The 13144-nt window shown below is 62.8% G+C and carries 9 protein-coding genes; all 9 read left to right on the top strand.

What is annotated here, in order from left to right; all coding sequences use genetic code 11:
- The coding region (locus HLUSI_RS26275; protein ID WP_238533880.1) for a 2-oxoacid:acceptor oxidoreductase family protein at nt 1-1590 on the top strand (1590 nt) is incomplete at its 5' end.
- A complete protein-coding gene (locus HLUSI_RS33740) occupies nt 1496-3514 on the top strand; it encodes an indolepyruvate ferredoxin oxidoreductase family protein (protein WP_238533881.1) in 2019 nt (672 codons plus the stop codon). The genes HLUSI_RS26275 and HLUSI_RS33740, both read left to right, overlap by 95 nt.
- On the top strand, nt 3417-6134 hold the full coding sequence (locus HLUSI_RS26265; protein ID WP_238533879.1) for an indolepyruvate ferredoxin oxidoreductase family protein: 2718 nt from the start codon (nt 3417-3419) through the stop codon (nt 6132-6134). Before HLUSI_RS33740 ends, HLUSI_RS26265 begins: the two co-directional genes overlap by 98 nt.
- Nucleotides 6135-6378: 244 nt before the next feature.
- On the top strand, nt 6379-7539 hold the full coding sequence (locus HLUSI_RS0100280) for an acyl-CoA dehydrogenase family protein (RefSeq protein WP_016832053.1): 1161 nt from the start codon (nt 6379-6381) through the stop codon (nt 7537-7539).
- Nucleotides 7536-8318 carry an enoyl-CoA hydratase gene (locus tag HLUSI_RS0100275; protein WP_016832052.1) on the top strand — a complete coding sequence of 261 codons (783 nt, stop codon included), beginning with the start codon at nt 7536-7538 and terminating at the stop codon, nt 8316-8318. The genes HLUSI_RS0100280 and HLUSI_RS0100275 overlap by 4 nt, the downstream gene beginning before the upstream one ends.
- Before the next feature lie 203 nt (nt 8319-8521).
- Nucleotides 8522-9205: a Type 1 glutamine amidotransferase-like domain-containing protein gene (locus HLUSI_RS0100270; RefSeq protein ID WP_016832051.1), complete on the top strand. Its 684-nt coding sequence runs from the start codon at nt 8522-8524 to the stop codon at nt 9203-9205.
- Nucleotides 9206-9267: 62 nt separating this feature from the next.
- A complete protein-coding gene (locus tag HLUSI_RS0100265; protein WP_016832050.1) occupies nt 9268-10404 on the top strand; it encodes a mechanosensitive ion channel family protein in 1137 nt (378 codons plus the stop codon).
- A 73-nt stretch (nt 10405-10477) separates the two neighbouring features.
- Complete coding sequence (locus tag HLUSI_RS26260) at nt 10478-12535, top strand: DNA polymerase II (protein WP_016832049.1); 2058 nt, start codon at nt 10478-10480, stop codon at nt 12533-12535.
- On the top strand, nt 12421-13144 hold a 724-nt coding region (locus HLUSI_RS26255; protein ID WP_330987089.1), incomplete at its 3' end, for a DNA polymerase domain-containing protein. The genes HLUSI_RS26260 and HLUSI_RS26255, both read left to right, overlap by 115 nt.

The raw sequence follows: 13144 nt of genomic DNA, 5'->3' as shown, positions 1-13144 counted from the left end.
GTCAACATGACCTACAAGATCCTCTACAACGATGCCGTGGCCATGACCGGCGGCCAGCCCGTCGATGGCACGGTGTCGGTGCCGATGATCGCCCAGCAGATGGCCGCTGAAGGCGTGCAGCGCATTGCGTTGGTCTCTGAAGACCCAGGCCGCTACGCTGATCGCAGCAGCCTGCCCGCCGCCGTCACGGTGCATGACCGCAAGGACATGGATGCGGTCCAGCGCGAACTGCGCGAGCTGCCTGGCGTCACCGTCATCATCTATGACCAGACCTGCGCCGCCGAGAAGCGCCGCCGCCGCAAGAAAGGGGACTATCCCGATCCCAACCAGCGGCTCTTCATCAACGCCGCCGTCTGCGAGGGCTGCGGCGATTGCGGCGTGCAATCGAACTGCACCTCCATCCTGCCGCTGGAAACCGATCTGGGACGCAAGCGCGTCATCGACCAGTCTTCCTGCAACAAGGATTATTCTTGCGTGAAGGGCTTCTGCCCCAGCTTCGTGACGGTCACTGGCGGTAAGCTCAGGAAGTCGCGCACCGGCGTCTCCCGGCAGGAAGAGCGCGATGACTTCGGCCTCTTGCCGCAACCGGTCTTGCCGGCCTGCGACACGCCCTTCAACATCCTCATCAATGGCATCGGCGGCACCGGCGTCATCACCATCGGCGCGCTCATGGGCATGGCCGCGCACCTGGAAGGCAAGGGCGCGTCGGTGCTGGACATGACGGGCATGTCGCAAAAGAATGGTTCGGTGACTTCCCACGTGCGCATCGCTGCACGTCGCGACGCCATCCGCGCCCAGCGCATCGCCACCGGCGAAGCCGATCTGGTGCTGGGTTGCGACATGCTCACTGCGGGCGCCTTCGACGCCATTTCCAAGATGCGGCCCGGTCGCACCCGGGCGGTGGTCAACCTGCACCAGCAACCGCCGGGTCAGTTCGCCAGGAATCCGGACTGGGAATTCCCGGTCGAGGAGGTCAAGGCGCTCATCGTCGAATCGGTGGGCCAGCAGGCCGACTTCATCGACGCCACCCGCCTGGCCACCGCCCTCATGGGCGACTCCATCGCCACCAACCTCTTCATGCTGGGCTATGCCTGGCAGCGCGGCGAACTGCCGTTGACGGAGGCGTCGCTGCTGCGCGCCATCGAGCTCAACGGCGTGGCCGTGCAGGCCAACAAGACCGCCTTTGCCTGGGGCCGCCGCGCCGCCGTCGATCTGGCCAGGGTGGAACAGATCGCCGTGCCGGCGCAACCGGTGCTGCTGCATCTGCCGCAAAGCCTGGACCAGCTCATCAAGCGCCGCGTGAGCCTGCTCACCGACTACCAGGACGCCGCCTATGCCGCCCAGTTCCTGGAAGTGGTCGAGGCCGTGCGTGCCGCCGAGGCGGCGCTGGGCAGCGACAAATTGGCCACGGCGGTGGCGCGCAACCTCTCCAGGTTGATGGCCTACAAGGAACCCACGCCTCGCGTACGCGCGCGCGAACAAACTCAATCGCGTGATGATCGACAGCCCCAAGGCGCGGCTGGGCATCATCGCCTCGGGCAAGTCCTACCTCGACGTGCTGGAAGCGCTGAGCGAACTGGGCATCGATGAAGACTTCGCCGCCGAGATCGGCCTGCGCCTGTTCAAGGTGTCGATGCCATGGCCGCTGGAGCCGGAAGGCGTGCGCGAATTCGCCCAGGGCCTCGATGAAATCCTGGTGGTCGAAGAAAAGCGCCAGATGGTCGAATACCAGCTCAAGGAACAGCTCTACAACTGGCGTGACGACGTGCGTCCGCGCGTGATCGGCAAGTTCGACGAAAAGGGCGAATGGGTTGCCCCGCGCGGCGAATGGCTGCTGACTTCCAAGGCCGACTTCTCGGTGGCGCAGATCGCGCGCGTGATCGCGGCGCGCATTGCACGTTTCCATACCAGCGACCTGATCAAGGCGCGCCTGGCTTTCCTCGATGCCAAGGATGCGGTGCTGAACAAGGCGATCAGCACGCCGCCGCGTCCGGCGTATTACTGCTCGGGTTGCCCGCACAATACCTCGACCAAGGTGCCGGAAGGCAGCTTTGCGCTGGCCGGCATCGGCTGCCATGTGATGGCTACCGCGATCTATCCTGAATTCAACAAGCTGACCACCCACATGGGCGGCGAGGGCGGTCCGTGGATCGGGCAGGCGCCGTTTTCGCAAGTGCCGCACGTGTTCGCCAACCTTGGCGACGGCACCTATTTCCATTCGGGTTATCTGGCGATCCGCGCTGCGGTGGCGGCCAACGTCAACATGACCTACAAGATCCTCTACAACGACGCGGTGGCGATGACCGGCGGCCAGCCGGTTGACGGCACCACGTCGGTGCCGATGATCGCGCAGCAGATGGCGGCTGAGGGCATCAAGCGCATCGCGCTGGTGAGCGAAGACGTCAGCCGCTACAGCGACCGCTCCAATCTGCCCGGCCTGGTCACCATTCACGATCGCAAGGACATGGATGCGGTGCAACGCGACATGCGCGAGGTGCCGGGCGTGACCGTGATCATCTACGACCAGACCTGCGCCGCCGAGAAGCGCCGTCGCCGTAAAAAAGGCGAATACCCCGACCCCGATCAGCGCCTGTTCATCAACGAAGCCGTCTGCGAAGGTTGCGGCGACTGTGGCGTGCAATCGAACTGCACCTCGATCCTGCCGCTGGAAACCGAGTTCGGCCGCAAACGCGCCATCGACCAGTCCTCGTGCAACAAGGATTATTCCTGCGTCAAGGGCTTCTGTCCGAGCTTCGTCACCGTCAGCGGCGGCAAGCTCAAGAAGTCCAAAACCGGCGTCATCAAGAAGGACAGCGCCGACGATTTCGGCGTGCTGCCGGAACCGGCCATCCCGTCCTGCGATACGCCGTTCAACATCCTCATCAACGGTATCGGCGGCACCGGCGTCATCACCATCGGCGCGCTGATGGGCATGGCCGCACACCTGGAAGGCAAGGGCGCGTCGGTGCTGGACATGACCGGCATGTCGCAAAAGAACGGTTCGGTGACTTCGCACGTACGCATCGCCCGCACGCCGCAGGCGATCCGCGCACAGCGCATCGCCACCGGCGAGGCCGACCTGATTCTTGGCTGCGACATGCTGACCGCCGGTTCGCATGATGCGATTTCCAAGATGCGCCCGGGCCGCACGCGCGCGGTTGTCAATGTGCATCAGCAACCGCCGGGACAGTTCGCCAAGAATCCCGACTGGCAATTCCCGTTTGAAGAGGTCAAGGCGTTGATCGGGGAATCGGTCGATCAGCAGGCCGACTTCATTGACGCCACCCGTCTGGCGACGGCGCTGATGGGCGACTCGATCGCGACCAACCTGTTCATGCTCGGCTACGCCTATCAGCGCGGCGAGTTGCCGCTGACACCCACGCCTCGCGTACGCGCGCGCGAACAAACTCAATCGCGTGATGATCGACAGCCCCAAGGCGCGGCTGGGCATCATCGCCTCGGGCAAGTCCTACCTCGACGTGCTGGAAGCGCTGAGCGAACTGGGCATCGATGAAGACTTCGCCGCCGAGATCGGCCTGCGCCTGTTCAAGGTGTCGATGCCATGGCCGCTGGAGCCGGAAGGCGTGCGCGAATTCGCCCAGGGCCTCGATGAAATCCTGGTGGTCGAAGAAAAGCGCCAGATGGTCGAATACCAGCTCAAGGAACAGCTCTACAACTGGCGTGACGACGTGCGTCCGCGCGTGATCGGCAAGTTCGACGAAAAGGGCGAATGGGTTGCCCCGCGCGGCGAATGGCTGCTGACTTCCAAGGCCGACTTCTCGGTGGCGCAGATCGCGCGCGTGATCGCGGCGCGCATTGCACGTTTCCATACCAGCGACCTGATCAAGGCGCGCCTGGCTTTCCTCGATGCCAAGGATGCGGTGCTGAACAAGGCGATCAGCACGCCGCCGCGTCCGGCGTATTACTGCTCGGGTTGCCCGCACAATACCTCGACCAAGGTGCCGGAAGGCAGCTTTGCGCTGGCCGGCATCGGCTGCCATGTGATGGCTACCGCGATCTATCCTGAATTCAACAAGCTGACCACCCACATGGGCGGCGAGGGCGGTCCGTGGATCGGGCAGGCGCCGTTTTCGCAAGTGCCGCACGTGTTCGCCAACCTTGGCGACGGCACCTATTTCCATTCGGGTTATCTGGCGATCCGCGCTGCGGTGGCGGCCAACGTCAACATGACCTACAAGATCCTCTACAACGACGCGGTGGCGATGACCGGCGGCCAGCCGGTTGACGGCACCACGTCGGTGCCGATGATCGCGCAGCAGATGGCGGCTGAGGGCATCAAGCGCATCGCGCTGGTGAGCGAAGACGTCAGCCGCTACAGCGACCGCTCCAATCTGCCCGGCCTGGTCACCATTCACGATCGCAAGGACATGGATGCGGTGCAACGCGACATGCGCGAGGTGCCGGGCGTGACCGTGATCATCTACGACCAGACCTGCGCCGCCGAGAAGCGCCGTCGCCGTAAAAAAGGCGAATACCCCGACCCCGATCAGCGCCTGTTCATCAACGAAGCCGTCTGCGAAGGTTGCGGCGACTGTGGCGTGCAATCGAACTGCACCTCGATCCTGCCGCTGGAAACCGAGTTCGGCCGCAAACGCGCCATCGACCAGTCCTCGTGCAACAAGGATTATTCCTGCGTCAAGGGCTTCTGTCCGAGCTTCGTCACCGTCAGCGGCGGCAAGCTCAAGAAGTCCAAAACCGGCGTCATCAAGAAGGACAGCGCCGACGATTTCGGCGTGCTGCCGGAACCGGCCATCCCGTCCTGCGATACGCCGTTCAACATCCTCATCAACGGTATCGGCGGCACCGGCGTCATCACCATCGGCGCGCTGATGGGCATGGCCGCACACCTGGAAGGCAAGGGCGCGTCGGTGCTGGACATGACCGGCATGTCGCAAAAGAACGGTTCGGTGACTTCGCACGTACGCATCGCCCGCACGCCGCAGGCGATCCGCGCACAGCGCATCGCCACCGGCGAGGCCGACCTGATTCTTGGCTGCGACATGCTGACCGCCGGTTCGCATGATGCGATTTCCAAGATGCGCCCGGGCCGCACCGCCGCGGTTGTCAATGTGCATCAGCAACCGCCGGGACAGTTCGCCAAGAATCCCGACTGGCAATTCCCGTTTGAAGAGGTCAAGGCGTTGATCGGGGAATCGGTCGATCAGCAGGCCGACTTCATTGACGCCACCCGTCTGGCGACGGCGCTGATGGGCGACTCGATCGCGACCAACCTGTTCATGCTCGGCTACGCCTATCAGCGCGGCGAGTTGCCGCTGACTGAGGCCGCCTTGCTGCGCGCCATCGAGATGAACGGCGTCGCCATCGAGTCCAACAAGACCAGCTTCCTGTGGGGCCGTCGCGCCGCCGTCGATCTGGCGCGCGTCGAACGCATCGCCGTGCCGGCGCAACCGGTGGTGATCCGCATGCCGGAAACGCTGGACAAGCTGATCAAGCGCCGCGTGGCTTTCCTGACCGACTATCAGGATGCGGCTTACGCGGACTCCTTCGCACGCTTCGTCGAGCAGGTGCGTGAGAAGGAGGCCGCCTTGAATCTGGGCGACAAGCTGACGATGGCGGTGGCACGCAATCTGTCCAAGCTGATGGCCTACAAGGATGAATACGAAGTCGCGCGCCTGTACACCGACGGTCGTTTCATGGAACAACTGAAGCAGCAGTTCGAAGGCGACTTCTCGCTGAGCTTCAACCTGGCGCCGCCGCTGTTCTCGAAGAAGGATGCGCAAGGCCGCCTGGTCAAGGCCAAGTACGGTTCGTGGATGATGTCGGCGTTCAAGCTGCTGGCGAAGTTCAAGGGCTTGCGCGGCGGCAGCTTCGACGTCTTCGGCTACACCGAAGAGCGCAAGACAGAGCGTCGCCTGATCGCGGAATATCGCGATACGGTGACGTCACTGCTGGATGGCCTGAGCGTGGACAAGCTGGCGCTGGCCATCGAGATTGCGCAGTTGCCGGAACAGATCCGCGGTTACGGTCACGTCAAGGACAAGGCGCTGGCGCAGGTGCGCGGCAAGCAGGATGAAATGCTGACGCGTTATGCCGCCGCTGTGCCTGCCGGGCTGGCGCAGAAGGTCAACGTGGCAAGCATCGCTGCTGCATGATGTAGCAGTCTGAGTCAGTGATGCGCACGGTGTGCAGGGATGCAAAGTTGTTTGGGATTGCTGCACACCGCACACCACTGACCGGACTCATCAGCCATTTACTCCATTTCGTGCACAATGACTGCCGTGAATGACGGCTTCAGCCTCAGCGCCAATGTCGCCCAAGCGACATCATCGGCGCTGCTTTTGCGTTAGTCTTTTGCCAAACAAGACAAGATCGCAAGATCGACTACAGGAGACAAGCATGGATTTTGAACTGAACGAAGACCAGTTGGCCTTCCAGGCCAGCGCGCGTGATTTCGCCGCCGGCGAGATGGCGCCGCACGCGGCCCGCTGGGACGAGGAATCGCATTTTCCCGTCGACGTCATCGCCAAGGCCGGCGAACTCGGCTTCTGCGCGCTGTACACCCCGGAAGAAGTCGGCGGCCTCGGCCTGTCGCGCCTCGACGCCACCGTGGTGTTCGAAGAACTGGCCTATGCTTGTCCATCGACGGCGGCATTCCTGACCATCCACAATATGGTGAGCTGGATGATCGCCTCGTGGGCCACGCCTGAAGTCAAGGCGACCTGGTGCGGCGATCTCGCCGCGGGCACGAAGATCGGCTCCTACTGCCTGACCGAACCGGGTTCCGGCTCTGACGCAGCATCGCTCAAGACCACCGCCAAACTGGTGGACGGTCACTACATCATCAACGGTTCCAAGGCCTTCATTTCCGGTGCGGGCGCAACCGACGTGTTGGTGCTGATGGCGCGCACCGGCGGCGACGGCGCCAAGGGTGTCTCGGCCATCGTGGTGCCGGCCAATACGCCCGGCATCAGCTACGGCAAGAAGGAAGTCAAGATGGGCTGGAACAGCCAGCCGACGCGCACCATCAGCTTCGACAACGTCAAGGTGCCGGTCAACCACCTGCTCGGCGCTGAAGGCGAGGGCTTCAAGTTCGCGATGAAGGGACTCGACGGCGGCCGCATCAACATCGCCACCTGTTCGGTCGGCGCGGCGCAGGCGGCGCTTGATGCGGCGCATGCCTACATGAAGGAACGCAAGCAATTCGGTCGTCCGCTCGCCGACTTCCAGGCGCTGCAATTCAAGCTGGCCGACATGCAGACCGAGCTGGTCGCCGCCCGCCAGATGGTGCGTCTGGCAGCAGTCAAGCTCGATTCCAAATCGCCCAACGCCACTACCTATTGCGCGATGGCCAAACGTTTCGCCACCGACCTCGGCTTCAAGATTTGCAATGAAGCGCTGCAGATCCACGGCGGCTACGGCTACATCCGTGAATACCCGCTGGAGCGCTATTTCCGCGACGTGCGCGTGCACCAGATCCTGGAAGGCACCAACGAAATCATGCGCGTGATCATCGCGCGCCATCTGCTCAACAACGACTCCAATGAGGACATTCGATGACCAGTTATACCAATTTGCGTCTTGAAAAAATCGGCCATACCGCCATCGTCACGCTGGCCAATCCGCCGGCCAATACCTGGACGCGCGAAGGCCTGATCGATCTCAAGAGGCTTGTCACGGATATCAACGAAGACCGGAACATCTACAGCCTGGTGGTGACGGGCGAAGGCGAGAAATTCTTCTCCGCCGGCGCCGACCTGAAACTGTTCGCCGACGGCGACCAGGCATTGGCGCGTGAAATGGCGCGTCGTTTCGGTGAAGCGTTCGAGACGCTGAGCCAGTTCCGCGGCGTCTCGATTGCCGCCATTAACGGCTATGCCATGGGCGGCGGTCTCGAATGCGCGCTGGCCTGCGACATCCGCATCGCCGAGACGCAGGCGCAAATGGCCTTGCCGGAAGCGGCGGTGGGATTGTTGCCTTGCGCCGGCGGCACGCAATTGCTGCCGTTGCTGGTTGGCGAAGGCTGGGCCAAGCGCATGATCCTGTGCGGCGAACGCGTCACCGCCGAGACCGCCTTGCGCATCGGCCTGGTGGAAGAAGTGGTCGAGAAGGGACAGGCGAAGCAGCGCGCGCTGGAATTGGCGAAGCTGGTCGACAAGCAAAGCCCGTCGAGCGTCGCCGCCAGCAAGAAGCTGATCCAGGGCGCGCGGCATCAGCCGCCGATGGCCAACCTGCCGGTGGAGCGCGAATTGTTCCTCGACCTGTTCAGCACCGAAGACCAGAAAGAGGGCGTCAATGCCTTCCTGCAAAAGCGCAGCGCGGAATGGAAGAATGGCTGATGCTGTTGCATTGACCTTAAGTTGGCGTTTTGCAAACAACGAAAAAGCCGGGAGTGAAAACTTCCGGCTTTTTTGTGTTTCCAAAGGTTGCACTGCAATATATTTTGTCTCACCCATGGCATGATAACGATCGTTCTATTTGCTTTTGATCTTAATTTACTGGTAAGACCATTCAAGTTCGTACTTCCTGCAGTCATAAAAATATGAAACAGCAAATCATCACACTCGGCGGCGGCGGTTTTTCGACGGAAAGCGATCCTTCCCTCGACGAATACATCCTCAAGCAAGCCCGCACCGCGCATCCCCGCATCGGCTTCGTGCCGACCGCCAGCGGCGACGCGCCGGCTTATCTCCTCAAATTTTACGCACGCTTTGCAGCACTCGATTGCATGCCGACGCATCTGCCGTTCTTCGATCGCACGCCGGACCTGCGCGAATGGGCCATGGCGCAGGACGTGATTTTCGTCGGCGGCGGCAACACCAAGAGCATGCTGGCGGTGTGGCGCGCCTGGGGCTTCCCGGCGATCCTCAAGGAAGCGCTGCAAAGCGGCACCGTGCTGGCAGGCGTGAGCGCCGGCGCGATGTGCTGGTTTGAACACGGCGTGACCGACTCCAACGCCGGCGTGCTGGCGCCGCTCGACGGTCTCGGTTTCCTGCGCGGCACCTGCTGCCCGCATTATTCCCATGAACCGGAACGCCGACCTGCGTTCGAGGCTTTCGTACGCGAAGAAAAACTGCCGGCCGGTGTGGCGGTGGACGACGGTGCAGCCCTGCATTTCATCGACGGCAAACCGGTGCGCGTGGTTGCGGGCAGAGCCGGCGCGGGCGCCTACCTGGTCAGCAAGCAGGGCTCGGTGATGTTGGCAGACAGTCAATCATCAAATTAAGTCGCGGGAACTGACGCCGTGCATCGGCGATCTCCTTTCAGGTACATGAACAGGAGTCGCCTATGGAAATACCGTATCTCAAAGACCTTGAGCCAGGTCCGCTGCAGTCCGGACTGATCGTCGCGGTAGCCGTCGTGGTCGCGATTCTGCTGGCGATGGTCGTGCATCGCATCGGCATCTTGCTGTTGCGGCGGCTGGCGCACAACCGGCCGTTCACCACCAACGCGACACATATCGCGTTTCGCGCCAGCCAGGTGTGCGTGGCCTTGTTCGCCGTACGCGTCGTGCTGACTGCGGCGCCGGACGACACACCGGGCTTGCGCTCGCTGTCTTACATCAGCTCGGTGGCGCTGATCGTGGCGCTCACCTGGTGCGTGAAGAAGTGCATCGAGTCGGTCAGCATCACCATTACCCAGCTCAATCCTTACGACGTCGCCGACAATCTCAAGGCGCGCCGCATCCTGACGCAGACGCGCGTACTCACGCGCAGCGCCTATTTCATCGTCGGTTTGCTGGGCCTGGCCTTCGTGTTGCTGACCTTGCCGGGTGCGCGCCAGTTCGGCGCCAGTCTGCTGGCCTCGGCGGGCGTGGCCGGGCTGGTTGCCGGTATCGCGGCGCGGCCGGTGCTGGGCAACTTCATCGCCGGCCTGCAGATTGCGTTTTCGCAGCCGATCCGCATCGACGACGTGTTGATCGTCAACGGCGAATGGGGACGTGTGGAAGAAATCACCGGCACCTTCGTGGTCGTGCGCATCTGGGACGAGCGGCGCATGATCGTGCCGCTGCAATGGTTCATCGAGAATCCCTTCGAGAACTGGACGCACACCTCCTCGACCATCCTCGGCACCGTCTTTCTGTGGCTGGATTTCAAGCTCCCGGTGGCGGCGCTGCGGGCCGAGTTCGAGCGCGTCTGCAAGGCCGCGCCGCAGTGGGACGGGCGCGTCTGCGTGCTGCAAGTGACCGATGTCAACGAACGCGCGATGCAAGTACGCATGCTGGTCAGCGCGCAGAATTCGGGCAACGCCTTCGACCTGCGCTGCGCGATCCGCGAATCGATGATCGCCTTCCTTGCCGAGCATCATCCCGAGGCCTTGCCGCGCCTGCGTTCTGCGATTGATCCGGTCGAGCTGACACCGTCTACTTTGGCCGACGCCGGGGTGCAAGACAAGATCCTCGACGGCGCACCGACGCAGCGCTGATGCCGCCGGAATAATCGCCCGGAATCGCCTATACTTGCGCGATTCCGGAAACAGGCAGCAAGGCAGTAGTAACGTGACGCAACAACGAGCAGGTTTTCTCCTTACCAGGCACTGGCGCGACACGCCGGCCGGGACCGAGGTCGAGTTCTGGCTGGCGACTGATGACGGGCCGCAACTGGTGCGCCTGCCGCCGCAGCATTCGGTCGCTTTCATTCCCGCAGAACAACGCGAACAGGCCGAAGCACTGCTGCGCAACGAGCGCGAGGTCGAGCTGCGGCCGTTGCAGTTGACCGACTTTTCACATCGTCCGGTGCTGGGAGTGTATTGCCGGCAGCATCGCCAGCTGATCAAGATCGAGAAGCAGTTCCGGGACTATGGCCTCGCCATTTACGAGGCCGACATCCGTCCGCCCGAACGCTATCTGATGGAGCGATTCATCACGGCGCCGGTGCTGTTTAGCGGCGACGCCAACGGCACGAACCCGCTGCTCAACACGCAGCTCAAGCCAGCCCCCGACTATCGCCCGCAACTGAAGCTGGTGTCGCTCGATATCGAGACGACCATGGGCGGCGACCTGTATTCGATCGCGCTGGAAGGCTGCGGCCAACGCCAGGTCTACATGCTGGGACCGCCCAACGGCGACGCCAGCGGACTCGATTTCGACATGGAATACTGCGACACCCGCGCGCAGATGCTGGAGAAACTGAATCAATGGATGGCACGGCACGACCCCGATGCCATCATCGGCTGGAACGTGGTGCAGTTCGACTTGCGCGTGTTGCGCGAGCATGCCGCGCGCTTCGGTATCCCATTGCGTTTCGGCCGCGACGGCAGCGAGCTGGAATGGCGCGAGCACGGCTTCCAGCAGAATCATTATTTTGCGTCGGCGGCGGGGCGGTTGATCATCGACGGCATCGAGGCGCTGCGTTCGGCGACCTGGAGTTTCCCATCGTTCAGCCTGGAGTCGGTGTCGCAGACCCTGCTCGGCGAAGGCAAGGCGATCAACAACCCCTACCAGCGCATGGATGAAATCGATCGCCGCTTTGCTGAAGACAAGCCGGCGCTGGCGACCTACAACCTGAAGGATTGCGAACTCGTCACGCGCATCTTCGCCAAGACCGAATTGCTGAGCTTCCTGCTTGAACGCGCCTCGGTGACGGGCCTGCCGGCCGACCGCAACGGCGGCTCGGTGGCGGCGTTCGGCCATCTCTACATGCCGCACATGCATCGCCTCGGATTCGTCGCGCCGAACCTGGGCGATACGCCGGGCGAGCCGAGCCCCGGCGGTTTCGTGATGGATTCGCAAAGCGGTTTGTTCGACTCGGTGCTGGTGCTCGATTACAAGAGCCTGTATCCGTCCATCATCCGCACCTTCCTGATCGATCCGGTCGGCCTGATCGAAGGGTTGGCGCATCCTGGCGACGCCGACTCGGTGCCGGGTTTCCGCGGTGCGCGTTTCTCGCGCAGCAAGCACAGTCTGCCGGCCATCGTCGAAAAAATCTGGCAAGGCCGCGAAGTGGCCAAGCGCCAGCAGAACAAGCCCTTGTCGCAGGCGCTCAAGATCATCATGAATTCGCTCTACGGCGTGCTCGGCTCGACCGGTTGCCGCTTCTTCGATGCGCGCCTGGCGTCGTCGATCACGATGCGCGGACACGAGATCATGCACCGCACGCGCGAGCTGATCGAGGCGCAGGGTTATGAAGTCATCTACGGCGACACCGACTCCACCTTCGTCTGGCTCAGGAAGGCGCACGACGAAGCGTCCGCCGACGCCATCGGCAATGCGCTGGTGCGGCATGTCAACGACTGGTGGGCAGCGCATCTGAAGGAAACCTACGGCCTCGACAATGCGCTCGAGCTGGAATACGAAACCCACTATCGGCGCTTCCTCATGCCCAATGTGCGCGGCACCGACTTCGGCAGCAAGAAGCGCTACGCCGGCATGATCATCAAGCCGGACGGCCGCGAAGAAATGATCTACAAGGGACTGGAGTCGCATCGTTCAGCCTGGAGTCGGTGTCGCAGACCCTGCTCGGCGAAGGCAAGGCGATCAACAACCCCTACCAGCGCATGGATGAAATCGATCGCCGCTTTGCTGAAGACAAGCCGGCGCTGGCGACCTACAACCTGAAGGATTGCGAACTCGTCACGCGCATCTTCGCCAAGACCGAATTGCTGAGCTTCCTGCTTGAACGCGCCTCGGTGACGGGCCTGCCGGCCGACCGCAACGGCGGCTCGGTGGCGGCGTTCGGCCATCTCTACATGCCGCACATGCATCGCCTCGGATTCGTCGCGCCGAACCTGGGCGATACGCCGGGCGAGCCGAGCCCCGGCGGTTTCGTGATGGATTCGCAAAGCGGTTTGTTCGACTCGGTGCTGGTGCTCGATTACAAGAGCCTGTATCCGTCCATCATCCGCACCTTCCTGATCGATCCGGTCGGCCTGATCGAAGGGTTGGCGCATCCTGGCGACGCCGACTCGGTGCCGGGTTTCCGCGGTGCGCGTTTCTCGCGCAGCAAGCACAGTCTGCCGGCCATCGTCGAAAAAATCTGGCAAGGCCGCGAAGTGGCCAAGCGCCAGCAGAACAAGCCCTTGTCGCAGGCGCTCAAGATCATCATGAATTCGCTCTACGGCGTGCTCGGCTCGACCGGTTGCCGCTTCTTCGATGCGCGCCTGGCGTCGTCGATCACGATGCGCGGACACGAGATCATGCACCGCACGCGCGAGCTGATCGAGGCGG

The organism is Herbaspirillum lusitanum P6-12 (genome assembly GCF_000256565.1).
GTDB classification, from domain to species: domain Bacteria; phylum Pseudomonadota; class Gammaproteobacteria; order Burkholderiales; family Burkholderiaceae_D; genus Herbaspirillum; species Herbaspirillum lusitanum.
The sequence above is the reverse complement of the archived record's forward strand: the minus strand, read 5'-3'. Positions and strand labels throughout refer to the sequence as shown.